This window comes from Nocardia sp. NPDC057455 (assembly GCF_042802775.1).
Taxonomy (GTDB): Bacteria; Actinomycetota; Actinomycetes; order Mycobacteriales; family Mycobacteriaceae; genus Nocardia.
Window position 1 is genome coordinate 1 of record NZ_JBHVDM010000070.1, and the last position, 15,562, is coordinate 15,562.

Genomic DNA, 15,562 nt, shown 5'->3' on the forward strand with positions numbered 1-15,562 from the left:
CCAACCACCTGGACGTGGAGGGTGTGCAGTGGCTGGCCGCACATCTGCTCGGCCGCCGCAGCGCGCTCGTCGTGGTGACCCACGACCGCTGGTTCCTCGACACCGTCGCCACCAACACCTGGGAAGTGGTCGGCGGAAAGGTCGAGAGCTACGAGGGCGGCTACGGCGATTGGATCTTCGCCCGCGCCGAGCGCGCCCGCCAGGCGGACGCGTCCGAGGCCCGGCGGCGCAATCTGGCCCGCAAGGAATTGGCCTGGCTGCGGCGCGGCCCGCAGGCGCGCACCTCCAAGCCGCGCTATCGGGTCGAGGCGGCCGAAGCCTTAATCTCCGACGTGCCACCGCCGCGCGACAACGTCTCGCTGGCGGCCTTCGCGCGCAAGCGCCTCGGCCGCGTCGTCGTCGAACTGGAAGACGCCACGCTCACCACTCCGGACGGCCGGGAACTGGTGCGGGACCTGACCTGGCGGCTCGCGCCGGGTGAGCGGGTCGGCCTGGTCGGCGTCAACGGCTCGGGCAAGACGACGCTGCTGCGCGCCCTGGCCGGGGAGAACGGCTCGATACTGGCCGCGGGCAAGCGCATCCAGGGCCAGACCGTCCAGATCGGCTGGTTGCGTCAGGAACTCGACGACCTGCCGACCGGCCTGCGCGTACTGGAGGCGGTGCAACAGGTCGCGCAGCGAATCATGCTGGGCGACAAGGAGGTCTCCGCCGGCCAGCTGGCCGAGCGGCTCGGCTTCACCCCCGCCCGCCAGCGCACGCCGGTCGGCGACCTGTCCGGCGGCGAGCGGCGGCGCCTGCAACTGACTCGCATCCTGATGTCCGAGCCGAACGTGCTGCTACTCGACGAGCCGACCAACGACTTGGACATCGACACCCTGCAACAACTCGAGGACCTGCTCGACAACTGGGCGGGCACGCTGGTCGTGATCAGCCACGACCGGTATCTCATCGAGCGGATCTGCGACTCGACCTGGGCACTGTTCGGCGACGGCAGACTCACGAACCTGCCCGGAGGCATCGAGGAGTACCTCACCAAGCGCGCGGTCTCGGTGTCGAGCCGGACGCGCGCCGCCGCGCCGGAGGTCAAGCCCGCCGACGCACCGGCCACCGACTCCGCCGCCTACCGCGCGGCCCGCAAGGAACTGACCCGGCTCGAACGCGCCATCGACAAGCTGTCCGAACGCGAGCAGCGCTTGCACTCCGCCCTGGCCGACGCGGCCACCGAGCCGGACAAACTGGTCACCTTGGGCGCGGAACTCAAGCAGGTGCTCGCGGAGAAGGAGACGGCCGAAGAACGCTGGCTGGAACTGGCCGACGGCGCGTGAGTCCGCTCGACCCTTGCGGTCCATACCCATAGGGGGTATCTTTCGGGAGTCGGGGTACCCCCGGCCCGTATGAGAATTTGGATGCGAAGGAGTCGGACATGCCCACCACCACCTACACCGTCACGGGGATGACCTGCGGGCACTGCGTCAGCTCCGTCAAGACCGAGATCGGCAAGATCGACGGCGTGACCGGCGTGGATGTGGATCTCGCCAGCGGCGCCGTCCGCGTGGACAGCACCGCGCCGATCGCCGACGCCGATATCGTCGCCGCGGTGGACGAAGCGGGCTACGAAGTCGCCGTCTGATCCGGACACCAGTGTGGCTCCTCGCTCCGGCCGATGCCGGTACGAGGAGCCACTGCCTTGTACGCGGTGCTACGCCTGGGCCGCCAGGCGGACGAAGGCGGCGGTGTCGAGGGTTTCGCCGCGGGCGGTGGGAGCGATGCCCGCGGCGAGCAGGCGGCGCTCGGCTTCGGCGGGCGAACCCGCCCAGCCCGCGAGCGCGGCGCGGAGGGTCTTGCGGCGCTGCGCGAACGCGGCGTCGACGACCGCGAAGACCCGGCGGCGGTGCTCGGCGTCCATCGGCCACGGGGACTGGGCGAAGCGGTCGATCCGGACCAGCCCCGACTCGACGCGCGGAACCGGCCAGAACACCTGGGTGCCCACCGCCCCCGCACGCCGGACCGTCCCGAAGAAGCCCGCTTTCACGCTGGGCACGCCGTAGGTGCGATTGCCGGGATCGGCGGCCAGCCGATCGGCCACTTCCGCTTGCACCATCACCAGAGCGACCGCGATATCGGGCAATTCGGCGAGCAGATGCAGCAGCACGGGCACCGCCACGTTATACGGCAGATTGGCCACCAGCGCGGTCGGCGCGGCGGGCAGATCGGCGGCGGTGACGCGCAGCGCGTCCGCCTCGACCACCGACAGGTGCGGCGCCAATTCCGGCGCCCGGTCCGCGACGGTCGCCGGAAGATGGCGCGCCAGCACAGGATCGATTTCGACCGCGACCACCGAGTCCAGCACATCGAGCAGCGCGAGGGTCAGCGAACCGAGACCGGGCCCGACCTCGAGCACCACGTCCTCGCGCCCCACCCCCGCGGCCGCGACGATCCGCCGCACCGTATTCGCGTCGTGCACGAAGTTCTGCCCGAGTTGCTTGGTCGGCCGCACCCCCAACCGCTCGGCGAGCACCCGCACTTCGGCGGGCCCGAGCAGCGCCGCGCTCCCACGAGCGGAAATTTCAGGTTCGGACACCTCGAGAATCTATCAACCGCGCCGCGACGTCCGCGGGGTCCGGTGAGCGTCAGCTGATACCGAGCCGGCCGGTGCAGGCGGGCCACGCGCCCCAGCCCTGCCGCTGCCGGGTGATCTCGGCGATGGCGATCTGCTCTTCCCTGGTGGCCAGGTCGGCGCGAGGGGCGTACCGCAGCCCGCCCTGCCGCTCCCAGGTGCCCTGGTCGAACTGCACGCCGCCGTAGTAGCCGTTGCCGGTGTTGATCGACCAGTTACCGGTCGACTCGCAGCGGGCCAGCGCGTCCCAGATCGTGCCGTCGCGCACCGGGGGCACCTCGGTGCCCGGCTTGGCGCCCTTGCGGACGGTCTTCGGCTGCGCCGCCTGGGTCACCGTGGAACCGACCGCCTGCCGGTCCACTTCCTGGCCGTTGACCATGGTGACCGCGAACGTGACGTCCTGGACGCCGGGAGCGCCGGGGGACTCCACCACGGTGCGGCTCATGTTCATGGTCGGGTCTTCGATCACGTTCTCCGGCGGGTCCAGCGGCAGGGTCTCGGTGTGCCGTTCGACCCGCTTGCGCGTCACGGTGACGCGCAGGCCGTTCGTCACCGGGGTGGACGCGGCGGGTTCGACGGAATCCTGCTCGATCAACGGAATGCCGGCCACCTCCAGGAATGTGCCGACGGTGGGGGCGGCGGCGCGCACGTCCACCGGGTTGCCGATGCCGTCGACGAGCGAGACCACGCGCGGGGTCGCGATCATGAGCGTGGCGCCCTGTAGCGGAAGCCGCTCGTCGCGGGCGGGTGAGACGTACACCTCTTTCGAGATCTTCAACTGCTCGAGCGCCTCCCCCGCGGTCACGCCGGTGGTCCAGACCCGTTGCGTCATCCCGTCGACGGAGAGATCGACCTCGCGAGCGCGGTTGAGCGTGATGGTCGCGCCGTCGCCGATGTGCGCGGCCAGGGCAGGCGCCACCTTGTCCCGGTCGGTGACGGCGAAGCCCGCGGCCTTCAGCACGCCGCGCACGTCACGCGACATGGTGGTCTGGAAGAGCTTCTCGCCGTCCACGACGACGGTCACCGTCTTGCGATTCACGATCGCGAGGCCGGCGCCGACGATCAGCGTCAGCAGCAGCGCGCCGACCGCTAGGTGCAGCAGCGGCGAACGCGACTGGTTGATCCGCGTGAAGGGGGACATGGTCACAGCACGATAACGAGGGGTTCGGGCGCCGACAACAGCAAGCTCAGGAACAGCGCCTTTTCAATATCACGATCGAATATCGACCCCGCAGGTAAATCACGAAACGGAACGGCGAAAGTGACATAGGACACATTTCGCATACACCGATGCATTCCGGGCATACGTGGCGGGCCTCGGGAATGCGGGCGGGTCGCTCAGATCCGGTAGACGCGCCGCGCGTTGGCGGTGGTGATCTTCGCCAATTCCAGCGGATCCTGCGCGCGCAACTCGGCCAGCGCCCGCACGGTGTACGGCAGGCAATACGGCTCGTTCGGCGCTCCACGGAACGGATGCGGGGTCAGATACGGCGCGTCCGTCTCGACCAGGATCTGGTCGTCGGGCACCACCTTGGCCGCTTCCCGCAACTCGTGCGCGTTCTTGAAGCTCACCGTCCCGGAGAAACTCAGGATGTAGCCCTCGGCCACGCAGGACAGCGCCATGTTCGTGTCCGAGGAGAAGCAGTGGAAGATCACCCGGTCCGGCGGGCCCTCGTCCAGCAGCACGGTCAGCAGGTCGTGATCGGCCTCGCGGTTGTGGATCATGAGCGGCTTGCGGACCCGCTTGGCCAGATCGATGTGCCAGCGGAAGCCCTCGATCTGCGTCTCGATGTCGGCGCAGCCGTCCAGCTTGCCCGGCCAGTAGTAGTCGAGGCCGGTCTCGCCGACCGCGACCACCCGCGGGTCGTCGGCCAAGCGCTCCAACTCGGCCTTCGCGTCGTCGTCGAGTGCGTTCGCCCTGGTCGGATGCAGCGCGACGGCGGCGAACACGCGATCGTCCCAGTGCGCGGCCCGCACCGCCCACTGCGCGGCGGCCAGGTCGTCGGCGACGGTGACCACCCGGCCGACGCCGACCGAAGCGGCGCGGTCGACGATCGCCGCGGTGGACGCCGCGTCGGTCGCCCCGCAGGCGTCCAGATGGGTGTGCGCATCCACGATCGGCGACAGCGGCTCGGGCAACTCCGGCGCGGGACGTCCGGCGCTCATCGGCGGCCACCGCGCGCCGCGGACGCGCGGACCCCCGCGTCGGCGCAGGGCATATTCACGCGAGCGAAAGAATGCACGCGCATTACAGTAGACACACCATGAGCGAAGCTGACCGCCCCGCCTTCTACATCACCACGGCCATCGCCTACCCGAACGGCGCGCCGCACATCGGGCATGCGTACGAGTACATCTCGGCCGACGCCATCGCCCGTTTCAAGCGCCTCGACGGTTTCGACGTGTTCTTCATGACCGGCACCGACGAGCACGGTCAGAAGATGCAGCAGGCCGCGGCCGCCGAAGGCATCCCGGTGGAAGAGCTCGCGGCGCGCAACTCCGACGTGTTCGAGGCGCTGGACAAGACGCTCGACATCTCCTTCGACCGGTTCATCCGCACCACCGACGACGACCACCAGGTGGCCAGCGCCGCCATCTGGGAGCGGATGCTGGCCAACGGCGACATCTACCTGGGCAACTACTCGGGCTGGTACTCGGTGCGCGACGAGGCGTTCTACACCGACGAGGAGACCACGGTGCTGGAGGACGGCACCCGCATCTCCACCGAGTCCAAGACGCCGGTCACCTGGACCGAGGAGTCGAACTACTTCTTCCGGCTGTCGGCCTACCAGGACAAGCTGCTGGCGCTCTACGAGGAGCACCCGGAATTCATCGCGCCCGCCACCCGGCGCAACGAGATCGTCAGCTACGTCAAGGCGGGTCTGAAAGACCTGTCCATCTCGCGCACCACCTTCGACTGGGGTGTGCCGGTGCCCGGTCACCCCGACCACGTCATGTACGTGTGGGTGGACGCGCTGACGAACTACATCACCGGCGTCGGGTTCCCGGACACCTCCTCCGCCGCCTTCGGCAGGTTCTGGCCGGCCGACGTGCACATCATCGGCAAGGACATCACGCGGTTCCACACGGTGTACTGGCCCGCCTTCCTGATGTCGGCCGGTGTCGAGTTGCCCAAACGCGTGTTCGTGCACGGGTTCCTGTACAACAAGGGCGAGAAGATGTCCAAGTCGGTCGGCAACGTGGTCGACCCGCTGGAGCTGGTCGAGAACTACGGCTTGGACGCGGTGCGCTTCTTCCTGCTGCGCGAGATCTCCTACGGCCAGGACGGCAGCTACAGCCACGAGGCCATCGTGAGCCGGATCAACAGCGACCTGGCCAACGAGTTCGGCAATCTGGTGCAGCGCAGCACCAAGCTGGTCGCGCGGGACTGCGGCGGCGTGGTACCGACCCCCGGCGAGTTCACCGCTGACGACCGCGCCCTGCTGGATCTGGCCGGCGGTCTGCTGGAGCGCTGCCGGGCCGAATTCGACGCGCAGCAGATGCATCTCGCGCTGGAGGCGATCTGGCTGACCCTGGGCGAGACCAACCGGTACTTCTCCGCGCAGGCGCCGTGGGCGCTGGCGAAGTCCGGTACACCGGAGGATCTCGCCCGCGAGGCCACCGTGTTGTACGTGACGCTGGAGGTGCTGCGCATCGTCGCGATCCTGGTACAGCCGGTACTGCCCGGGTCGGCGGGCCGCATTCTCGACCAGCTGGGACAACAGAGCCGGACGTTCGCCGATATCGCGACCCCGATCGAGCCCGGGCTGACGTTGCCCGCGCCGGAACCGGTGTTCCCCAAGTACATCGAGCCGAAGGACTGATCGCTCCGGCCCGTGTCGCGGCGGGCCGGAACAGCAAGGCGCACAACACTTTCACCGTGTTGCGCGGCACCATGCCCACGGGTGGATCCACCTGCCTTCCCACCGTGGAATGCGTTGTCGGATAATGAAACACCGGTTCGCGGCCTGGCGACACCCCGGACCGTGTGCGATCGGTACGACGACGTTCCGTTCGGGATCGGTTCCGGCACAGAGAGGGCACACATGGGCCAGCAGCACGCGACGGCATCCGTTCAGCGGTCCGGTTTCGCCGAGCGGCATCGGGCGGCACGCGAAGCCGTACTCGCGTCGCAACGCGGCAGGCTGGTCGAGGCGATGGTGAAGTCCGTGGACAGCAAGGGCTATCCGGCCACCACGCTCACCGACATCGTGGCCACGGCCAGGGTTTCGCGCACCACCTTCTACGACCATTTCGCCAACAAAGAGGAGTGCTTCGCCGAGGCGGTGCACACCGGGGTAGACATCGTCGCGACCCGGATCGCCGAGGAACTCGCCCAGTTGCCGCCGGACGCCGACGCCTACGCCAAGATCGAATCCATCGTGGTCACCTTCTGCCGGACCGTCGCCACCGAGCCGGATTTCGCCCGGCTGGTGCTGGTGGAGTCGTTCAAGGTGAACCAGGAGGCCGTCGGCTACCGCGACCTGGCCGTCGACCGCTTCGCCCAGCTGTATCGGGTGTTCTACGACCAGGCTCGCGCGGCGGACCCGGCGCTCCCGGAACTCTCCGACGGGCTGATCGCCCTGATCCCGGACGCGATCGGCGAACGGACACGGCGGGTGATCGTCTCCGACGGACCCGCGCGGGTGCCGGATCTGGCGCCGCTGTTCGTCGAGTTCGTCATGACCGCCCTAGGGCTGGCTGTTCCGTCCTGAATACCGCGACTGCCGTGCAAATCTTCATAGTGCGCGGCAGGTACCCCACCCCGTCGTCCGGCGGGGTACCTGCCGCGGGTCTCACTTCCAGCGGCCGAGCAAGGTCTCGATCTCTTTGGTCAGCACGGCCTGCAAGAACGGGCCGAAGGTGATCCGTGCGACGCCCTGATCGGCGAGGGCGGCCTTGTCGGCCTGGTCCGGCGCGACGGTGGCGCTGATCGGCAGCGGCAGTTCACCGGTCAGACGGCGCATGTCGGCCTCGGCGTGGCGGCCCACCGGGAACAGCACGTCCGCGCCCGCCTCGGCGGCCAGCTTCAGGCGCTCGATGGCGCGTTCGACGCGATCGGAAGCTTCGCCGTCCTGACGCAGGAACAGATCGGTGCGGGCGTTGATCACCAGGTGCACACCCGTCGCGTCGGCGGCCTTGCGCACGCCGTGCACCAGGTCGGCGTGCTCCTGTGCCGTGCGCAGGCGCTTGCCCTCGCTGTGCACGGTGTCCTCGATGTTGAGCCCGATCGCACCCGCTTCCAGCAGCCCGTCGACCAGTCGAGCGGGGTCCTGCCCGTAGCCCGACTCGATGTCGACCGACACCGGAACGTCCACCGCCGCCGTGATCTGCCGTACCCGGGTCATCGACTCGTCGAACGTCATCTTCTCCCCGTCCTCGCGGCCGATCGAGTCGGCCAGCGGGTGACTGCCGACCGTCAAGGCCGGAAAGCCCGCCGCCACTGCGACTTTCGCGGACCAGGCATCCCACACCGTGGGGAAGACTCCGGGGTTCCCCGGAACATGCAATCCGAGGAACGTCGTGGCTTTGCTCTCCAGAGAAGTCATACCGATGATCATGCCCGCCGCACCACCTCGGGTCGACTACCCACGTGGAGCGAAACCTCACAGGGACGCGGGCCGGCCTACGAGGTGCGGCGCGCGGTGAGCACCGCGTCGTAGAGCTCGCGGCGGGAAACGGCGTGCACGGCGGCGACTTCGGCGCAGGCGTCCTTGAGGCGGGCGCCCGCGGCGGTCAGCGCTTCGACGGCGTCGACCAGGTCCGAGGGGTCGGCGGCGACAGGCTCGGCGCCCGCCAGCACCACGGTGATCTCGCCGCGCGCGCCTTCGACGGCCCACTCGGCGAGTTCGGCCAGGGTGCCGCGCACCACTTCCTCGTAGGTCTTGGTCAGCTCCCGGCAGACGGCGGCGCGGCGGTCCGGGCCGAGGATCTCCACCGCGTCGGCCAGGCAGTCGGCGAGCCGATGCGGCGCCTCGAAGAAGACGCAGGCACGCGATTCGGTGGTCAGGGTGCGCATCCATTCGCGGCGCTGACCGGATTTGCGCGGCGGGAATCCGTCGAAGCAGAACCGTTCCACCGGCAAGGCCGACAGCGCGAGCGCCGTGGTCACCGCCGAGGGACCGGGCAGGCAGGTCACCGGCAGGTCGCGCTCGACGCACGCCGCCACCATGCGATAGCCGGGATCGCTCACCGACGGCATGCCCGCGTCGGTCACCAGCAGCACCGTGCGGCCGCCGGTGATCTCGTCGAGCAGCATCGGGATCCGCGCGGTCTCGACGTGGTCGTAGAAACTGACCACCCGGCCGGAGATCTCGACGCCGAGCGCCTTGGCCAGCGACTTGGTGCGCCGGGTGTCCTCGGCGGCCACCACGTCGGCGGTCGCCAGTCCCTCACGCAGGCGCTGCGAGGCATCCCCGATGTCGCCCATCGGTGTCGCCGCGAGCACCAGCCTGCCCGTCGTCACTGTCGCTGTCCCGCCTCTCGAAATATTCAGGCCATACAAGTCGGGTGTCGAAGGATCTGCGCAGTTTCTGCGTCGAGGTCTGGGCGTACCCGATGAATGACCCATGTACTTACGAAATCGGTTCGTAGCGTATTCCGGTGCCGGCGACGACTACGGGCGGGTCTCGTGATCCGGCCCTGGGCCGGCTGATCATCTCGGGGAACTACACCCGACGCGACAGCCGATCTCGCATGTACACGGGTAAATCCCTGGGTAGGCCCCAGACCCCGAGCGGCGTCCGGCGCAGGACCTGAACGCGACTCGTGCAACCACCCAACGCGTATGGGCTGGATACCCGCAGAGGCGGCACAGCATACGATCGGGGCGTGACCCAGGTGACCGACCAGCGCGCGACCGCACGGTTCGGCATCGTGCCCTCCTGGTCGAGCCCGGGCCCGTTGCGGCCGCCGCCCGACTTCGGGCCGGCCGACCGCCTGCGCGGCTGGCTGGTGACGGCATTCCTCACCGCGATCGCGGCGGTGACGCGCTTCACGATGCTCAACTACCCCACCGACGCGGGCACGCCGGTGTTCGACGAGAAGCACTACGCACCGCAGGCCTGGCAGATGATCACCGGCGGTTGGGTGGAGGACAACCCCGGCTACGGATTGGTGGTACATCCCCCGGTCGGCAAGCAGGTCATCGCGATCGGCGAGGCGATGTTCGGCTACAACGGGTGGGGCTGGCGCTTCACCGCCGCGCTGGCCGGAACCGTGCTGGTATTGCTGGTGATCCGGATCGTGCGGCGGATGGCGCGCTCCACCTTGATCGGCGCGATCGCGGGCATCTTGCTGATCGCCGACGGGCTCACCTTCGTCTCCTCGCGCATCGGCATGCTCGACATATTCATGGGGCTGTTCGTCACCGCCGCCTTCGGCTGCCTGATCGTCGACCGCGACGAGGTCCGCGCCCGGTTCGCACGCGCGGACGCGGAGGGCCGGATCGGCGTGACGGACCGGGGACCGCGCCTCGGGGTGCGCTGGTGGCGGTTCGGCGCGGGCGTGCTGCTCGGCCTGGCCTGCGGAACCAAATGGTCCGGCATCTATTTCATCGCCGCCTTCGGCCTGATGAGCGTCTACTACGATCTCGCGGCGCGGCGCGGCTACGGGGTGCGCCGTCCTTGGCTCGGCGTCGCGCTGCGCGATATCGGGCCCGCGCTCTACGCGTTGGTGCTCGTGCCCCTCGGTGTCTATCTGGCGAGCTACTGGGCCTGGTTCGCGAGCGAGACGGGCGTGTACCGGTACATGCCGGGCAATCCCTCGGCACCGGCCGACCCGATCGGTACCGGCGGATTCTGGTCGCATGTGGTGCCCGGCGCGCTGCGTTCGCTCTGGTACTTCAACGCCAGGTCGCTGGAATTCCACACGGAACTGACGAATTCGGCGGGCAACCATCACCCTTGGGAATCCAAGCCGTGGACCTGGCCCATGGGCCTGCGCCCGATGCTGTACTACTACGCCGACAGCGGCGTCACCGGTTGCGGTCAGACCCAATGCGTGAAGGCGGTGATGCTGATCGGGACGCCCGCCATCTGGTGGGTCGCGGGTCCGGTACTGGCCTGGATGCTGTGGCGCGCCGTGGTCCGTCGCGACTGGCGCTACGGCGCGGTGCTGGTCGGCTACGGCGCCGCGCTGCTGCCCTGGTTCGCCACGCTCGACCGGCAGATGTACTACTTCTACGCCGTCCCGATGGCCCCGTTCCTGGTGATGGGCGTGGCGCTGGCGCTCGGCGACGTGCTGGGCCCGGCGCGTCCGAGCACCATTCCACGCAGCCCCGCCGGGACCTACCTGCCCGTCCCGCCGAACGAACGGCGCAGCCTCGGGCTGCTCGCGGTCTGTCTCTACCTCGGCCTGGTGATCGCCAATTTCATCTGGCTCTGGCCGATCCTCACCGCCCTCCCGATCACTCCGGGCAACTGGCACGACCATCTCTGGCTGCCCAGTTGGAAGTGAGGGGTGTTGGTTTCGGAGAACAACTCCTCGCGAAGACGAGGTGTGGACGCCGAGCGCATCGACCTCCGTTCCCAGCAGGCGGCGATCGTCGAACAGGATCACAGAGGGCGCGGCGAGGCCTCGGGACGTCAACCTTCCAAAGCTGCCTGCACGTAGTGCAGGGCCGTGGCGTCGTCCAGTCCCAATCTGCGCACCGCCGCGACGTAGGCGGTGGCCGCGCGGCCTGCCACGTCGCGGGTCGGGTCGCCGGACGAGGCGATGAACGAGCCCTGCCTGCCTCGGGTTTCGACCACGCCGTCGGCCTCCAACTCCCGGTAGGCGCGCGCCACCGTGTTGGGGGCGAGGCCGAGTTGAGCGGCCAGGGCGCGGACGGTCGGAATCTTGGTTCCGGCCGCCAGCTCGCCGGAGCGCACCTGGGCGATGATGCCGAGGCGTAGCTGTTCGTAGGGCGGCACAGCGGATTCGTGCGAGACCGTGACGGTGAACATGCCCGCGCTCACAAGTCGTCTCGGGACAGCGGGCAGGACAGGCAGCGGGGCCCGCCGCGGCCGGAGCCCAACTCGGAGCCGGGAATGCGCAACACCTCGATGCCCGCGTCCTCCAGTCTGGCGTTGGTCATCTCGTTGCGCTCGTAGGCGACCACCACGCCGGGAGCGAGGGCGAGGGTGTTGTTGCCGTCGTCCCACTGCTCGCGTTCGGCGGTGACTCCGTCCAGTCCCGTGTCGATCACCCGCAGCTTGCCGATGCCCATCGCCTCGGCGGCCGCGGGCAGGAACGGGTCAGGGCCGCTGATGCCGACCCGGCCGCCGCCGAACCGTCCGCCGTAGTCGTCTTCCTTGCGAATCGTGAAGGCGCACAACGACTCGCGCACCGCCGGATACATCACGACGGCGTCCGCGTCGACCATGGTGCACACCGTGTCCAGGTGCATGGTCGCGCGGGTCTGCGCGATCGGCACCACGAGCACGGTGTGTGCGAGGTCGTCGTCGAAAAGGCTGCGCGCCAACGCTTCCGCGCCCGCGGGCGAGGTGCGCTCCCCGACGCCTACCGCGACCACGCCCTCCGACAGCAGCAGCACGTCGCCCCCTTCGATCGGAGCGGTATGCGATTCGTAGGCGCGGCGCACCCCGAGGAAACGGGGATGGAAGGCGTAGATGAGATCGGTCAGCGACGTCTCCCTGCCGCGGGCGGGTAGCGCGAGCGAGGTGATCGCGACACGCGGACCGACCCAGAACGAGGAGTCCCGGGTGAACAGCAGATTGGGCAGCGGATCGATGACGAAGTCGCCGCCGTGGTGCATGCGGCGCACCAGCGAGGTGGCGTCGGGCCCGAACGGCAACTCGTCGAAGGTCATTCCCCCCGTCAGGATCTCGGCCAGTTCCGTGGCCTGCACGCCGCGCAGGAACCCGGCCAGCTCGTCGGCGAGTGTGTGCCCGAGCCTGCGCGCGTCGACCGCCGCGGCGATGCCCTGGATGCGGGCGGCGCCGCTGACCTCGATGGTTTCGGCGAGCAGGTCCGACAACAACAGCACCTCGGTGCCGCGGCCGCGCAGGACCTCGGCGAAGGCGTCGTGTTCCTGCTGCGCGCGTTCCACCCACGGAATGCCGTCGAACAGCAATTGATCGTTGTTGCGCGGGGTCAGCCTGCGCAGCTCGTTGCCCGGCCGGTGCAGCAGCACCGTACGCAGCGTGCCGACTTCGGACGTCACGGCCAAACGCGCACCCTCCTGCGCGGACACAGCATCTGCTCCCATGATCAGACCGTAGTGCGCCACGGCCCGGAGAGCACGGAATTCCCGGCTTCGGATGCCGATGGCCCGCGATCACCGAATCCGGTCCCGGTACCCCTGTACCTCAAGTATTGTTGAGGTGATTGGGAGGAGCGTGCATGTCGACAGCAGCCGATTGGCGGGCGAAGGAGCTGACCCCCGGGCAGCTCTCCGAGCGTAGTGGAGTCGCGGTTTCCGCGTTGCACTTCTACGAACGCGAGGGGCTCATCACGAGCAGACGTACCAGCGGGAATCAGCGCAGATATGCCCGCGAGACCTTGCGCCGCGTGGCGTTCATCCGCATCTCCCAGCGCGTCGGCATACCGCTGAGCGAAATCCGGGCGGCCCTCGATCAGCTGCCCGAGGGCCGCACCCCGACCCGGCGCGACTGGGAGGCCCTCTCGACCGTCTGGCGCGCCGATCTCGACGACCGCATCACCCAGCTGATCCGCCTGCGCGACAGCCTCACCGGCTGCATCGGCTGCGGCTGCCTATCGCTGGGCAGCTGCCGCCTGGTCAACGAGCACGACCGGCTCGGCGCCGAGGGGCCCGGCGCCCGCGTGCTCGACGTTCAGCTCAACTGCCCGTCGAAGCCAGCAGCCTGCTGAACCGCGCGCTGGTGCGCCGCATCACGAATTCGTAGGGAAACGCGAATTTGCGCGCCCACCAATAACCGAAGCGGATGTCGAACGAGCTGTAGACCAGGAACCGGTTGCGTTCGATCCCGCGCAGGATCGCCGTCGCCACCCGTTCCGGCGGCACCGCGTGCTCGGCGAAAGCCGCGGTGAGCCGCTTGATCTTCGGGTCCTCTTTGTTCACCCCCGCCAGCTCGACGCTCTGCACCAGCGGCGTGTTCACCGCGCCCGGCACCACCAGGTGCACCGTGATGCCGTGTTGCGCCAGATCGAAGCGCAGCACCTCCGATACGCCGCGAATGCCGTATTTGCCCGCGCTGTAGGCCGCGTGCCAGGGCAGCGCGAGCAGGCCCGCCGCCGAGGACACGTTCACCAGCGCACCGCCCTTGCCCGCACGCACCATGGGCGGCACGAAGGTCTCGATGACGTGGATCGGGCCCATCAGGTTGACCTCCACCATGCGCCGCCAGTGCTTGTGCTCCAGGTTCTCCACGGTCCCCCACACCGAGGTGCCCGCGATGTTCATGACGACGTCCAGACTGCCGAGTTCGGCGTGCACCCGGTCGGCGAAGGCACGCACCGCGTCGTAGTCGGTGATGTCCAGCGCTTCGGCCAGGGCGACGCGACCGCCCGCGGCGCGGATGTCGGTCACCGTGGCGGCCAGACCCTCGGCATTGATGTCGGTGAGCACCAGTTCGGCGCCGTCCGCGGCGGCGGCCGACGCGGTGGCCCGGCCGATGCCGCTCGCCGCACCCGTCACCAGAACCTTCGCATCGCGCACCGTCGTTCGTCCCGCTCCTTCGCGGCCTCTACCCAGCACTACGCATCCCATCTCGAATCGCCGAATCGGTTCTCCGCAGGGTAGTCCAGTAGACGATCGCCGACCGGGACGCCGCTAGCGCCCCAGAACCGCGAGCATGCCCGCGACGGCCCGCGGCCAGGTGAACTGTTCGGCACGGCTGCGTGCGGCCCTGCGCCTGCCGGCCTGTGGCATGGCGAGCACGTCGCTGACCGCCCGCGCGAAGGCGGACGGATGGTCGGCGGCCACCGCGCCGCAGTCGGCGGTCACGATGTCGGCCAAGGCGGAGGATCGGCTCGCCACCACGGGCGTGCCCGCCGCGAGCGCTTCCAGCGCCGCGAGGCCGAAGGTCTCGTGCGGGCCCGGCGCCAGCGAGACGTCCGCGGTAGCGAGCAGTTTGGCGACCATCGCGCGCTCGGAGATGAATCCGGTGAAGTGCACGGCGGGCACTCCGCCCGGCAGCGGGGACAGCGCGCGGGCCCGCCGCTGCAGCGCGTCCCGGCGCGGACCGTCCCCGGCGACGACCAACCGCGCCTCGATACCCGCCTCCCGCAACGCGCCGACCGCCTCGATGCTGCGATCCACCCGCTTCTCGACCGACAACCGGCCGCAGTGCACCAGCAACGGATGACCTGGCACGCCGAGATCGGCGCGCAGCCTGCGATCGCGCCGGTGCGGGCTGAACAGCTCGAGGTCCACCCCGAGCGGGACCAGTTCCACGTTCGAGGCGCCGATGCGCAGGAACTCCTCGCGGGCGAACTCGGTGGTGCACACGACCATGTCGTAATCGGTGGCGGTGTGCCGGTTGGCCACGTCGGCGCAACGCCGCGCCAACGGACCGGGCAGCACCTGGCCCAGCAGCCGGTCGAGCCGCTCGTGCGAGATCATCACGCCGGTCACGTCGCGCCGCCGCGCCCATCGACCGAAGCCGCGCAGCGTCAGCCGGTCGGACACCTCGAGCACGTCGGGCCGCAATCCGCGCAGGACGTCGGCCACCCGGCGTGGATCCGCGGCCCGGTAGCCCCCGGTCCACGGAATGGCCAGCGCGGGCAGCGTGATCCGCGCGACCCCGGTGGGCAAGATCTCTTCCGACCGGCGCGGGCCGGGCACGATCAGCACCACGTCGTGTCCGGCGGCCACATACCCCTCGCCCAAGTGGTGCAGCGCGGTGCGCAGCCCACCCGAACGCGGGCCGTAGAAGTTCGCAAGCTGAACTATGCGCACGTGGCCGATCGTGCAGCGGACCGGGTTACCCGCGCCCAACGGTGCGTGAACGGCCGTGAAAG

At 69.4% G+C, this 15,562-nt stretch carries 16 protein-coding genes; 6 read left to right on the top strand and 10 right to left on the bottom strand.

All coding sequences use genetic code 11. The features are described from left to right. Both ACFU5M_RS24470 and ACFU5M_RS24475 read left to right on the top strand, forming a co-directional pair. Positions 1-1,325, top strand: a 1,325-nt coding sequence (locus tag ACFU5M_RS24470) for an ABC-F family ATP-binding cassette domain-containing protein (RefSeq protein WP_379052925.1), incomplete at its 5' end; no start/stop codon positions are given. Positions 1,326-1,423: 98 nt separating this feature from the next. After that, on the top strand, positions 1,424-1,630 hold the full coding sequence (locus tag ACFU5M_RS24475; protein ID WP_062972683.1) for a heavy-metal-associated domain-containing protein: 207 nt from the start codon (positions 1,424-1,426) through the stop codon (positions 1,628-1,630). Positions 1,631-1,699: 69 nt separating this feature from the next. Here ACFU5M_RS24475 and rsmA read toward each other — a convergent pair whose 3' ends face one another. The 4 genes from rsmA to ACFU5M_RS24495 all read right to left on the bottom strand — a co-directional run bounded on the left by rsmA (position 1,700) and on the right by ACFU5M_RS24495 (position 4,783). Next, the gene (gene rsmA, locus ACFU5M_RS24480; protein ID WP_379052927.1) at positions 1,700-2,581 is read right to left on the bottom strand and encodes a 16S rRNA (adenine(1518)-N(6)/adenine(1519)-N(6))-dimethyltransferase RsmA; all 882 of its coding nucleotides are present in this window, start codon (positions 2,579-2,581) and stop codon (positions 1,700-1,702) included. 49 nt (positions 2,582-2,630) lie between these two features. Continuing rightward, positions 2,631-3,758 (bottom strand): transglycosylase family protein, encoded by a 1,128-nt coding sequence (locus ACFU5M_RS24485; protein WP_379052928.1) that lies wholly within the window; start codon positions 3,756-3,758, stop codon positions 2,631-2,633. A 2-nt stretch (positions 3,759-3,760) separates the two neighbouring features. Then, complete coding sequence (locus ACFU5M_RS24490; protein WP_379052929.1) at positions 3,761-3,892, bottom strand: hypothetical protein; 132 nt, start codon at positions 3,890-3,892, stop codon at positions 3,761-3,763. 63 nt (positions 3,893-3,955) lie between these two features. Next, positions 3,956-4,783, bottom strand: coding sequence for a TatD family hydrolase (locus tag ACFU5M_RS24495; RefSeq protein ID WP_379052931.1), 828 nt, complete (start codon positions 4,781-4,783; stop codon positions 3,956-3,958). A gap of 71 nt (positions 4,784-4,854) precedes the next feature. On the opposite strand from ACFU5M_RS24495, the gene metG reads away from it, so the two are divergent. Further along, positions 4,855-6,441, top strand: coding sequence for a methionine--tRNA ligase (gene metG, locus ACFU5M_RS24500; RefSeq protein WP_379052932.1), 1,587 nt, complete (start codon positions 4,855-4,857; stop codon positions 6,439-6,441). 222 nt (positions 6,442-6,663) lie between these two features. After that, a complete protein-coding gene (locus ACFU5M_RS24505; protein WP_379052933.1) occupies positions 6,664-7,332 on the top strand; it encodes a TetR/AcrR family transcriptional regulator in 669 nt (222 codons plus the stop codon). Between the two features lie 81 nt (positions 7,333-7,413). On the opposite strand, the gene ACFU5M_RS24510 is transcribed toward ACFU5M_RS24505, so the two are convergent. Both ACFU5M_RS24510 and rsmI read right to left on the bottom strand, forming a co-directional pair. Then, positions 7,414-8,166: an isocitrate lyase/phosphoenolpyruvate mutase family protein gene (locus tag ACFU5M_RS24510; protein ID WP_379052934.1), complete on the bottom strand. Its 753-nt coding sequence runs from the start codon at positions 8,164-8,166 to the stop codon at positions 7,414-7,416. A 77-nt stretch (positions 8,167-8,243) separates the two neighbouring features. After that, positions 8,244-9,083, bottom strand: coding sequence for a 16S rRNA (cytidine(1402)-2'-O)-methyltransferase (gene rsmI / locus ACFU5M_RS24515; protein ID WP_379052936.1), 840 nt, complete (start codon positions 9,081-9,083; stop codon positions 8,244-8,246). A 365-nt stretch (positions 9,084-9,448) separates the two neighbouring features. On the opposite strand from rsmI, the gene ACFU5M_RS24520 reads away from it, so the two are divergent. After that, positions 9,449-11,074: a dolichyl-phosphate-mannose--protein mannosyltransferase gene (locus ACFU5M_RS24520; RefSeq protein ID WP_379052938.1), complete on the top strand. Its 1,626-nt coding sequence runs from the start codon at positions 9,449-9,451 to the stop codon at positions 11,072-11,074. 128 nt (positions 11,075-11,202) lie between these two features. Here ACFU5M_RS24520 and ACFU5M_RS24525 read toward each other — a convergent pair whose 3' ends face one another. Continuing rightward, positions 11,203-11,562 (bottom strand): GntR family transcriptional regulator, encoded by a 360-nt coding sequence (locus ACFU5M_RS24525; RefSeq protein WP_379052940.1) that lies wholly within the window; start codon positions 11,560-11,562, stop codon positions 11,203-11,205. An 8-nt stretch (positions 11,563-11,570) separates the two neighbouring features. Beyond that, the gene (gene arcA, locus ACFU5M_RS24530) at positions 11,571-12,827 is read right to left on the bottom strand and encodes an arginine deiminase (RefSeq protein WP_379052941.1); all 1,257 of its coding nucleotides are present in this window, start codon (positions 12,825-12,827) and stop codon (positions 11,571-11,573) included. A gap of 134 nt (positions 12,828-12,961) precedes the next feature. Between arcA and soxR the strand changes: the two genes are divergently transcribed. Beyond that, on the top strand, positions 12,962-13,450 hold the full coding sequence (soxR, locus tag ACFU5M_RS24535; protein WP_040869825.1) for a redox-sensitive transcriptional activator SoxR: 489 nt from the start codon (positions 12,962-12,964) through the stop codon (positions 13,448-13,450). Here the strand turns inward: soxR and ACFU5M_RS24540 are convergent. Beyond that, positions 13,419-14,309, bottom strand: a complete 891-nt coding sequence (locus ACFU5M_RS24540) for an SDR family oxidoreductase (protein WP_379052942.1) — start codon at positions 14,307-14,309, stop codon at positions 13,419-13,421. The two genes, soxR and ACFU5M_RS24540, sit on opposite strands and share 32 nt — an antisense overlap. Before the next feature lie 63 nt (positions 14,310-14,372). Then, positions 14,373-15,500: a glycosyltransferase gene (locus ACFU5M_RS24545; protein ID WP_379052944.1), complete on the bottom strand. Its 1,128-nt coding sequence runs from the start codon at positions 15,498-15,500 to the stop codon at positions 14,373-14,375. Positions 15,501-15,562 lie beyond the last annotated feature (62 nt).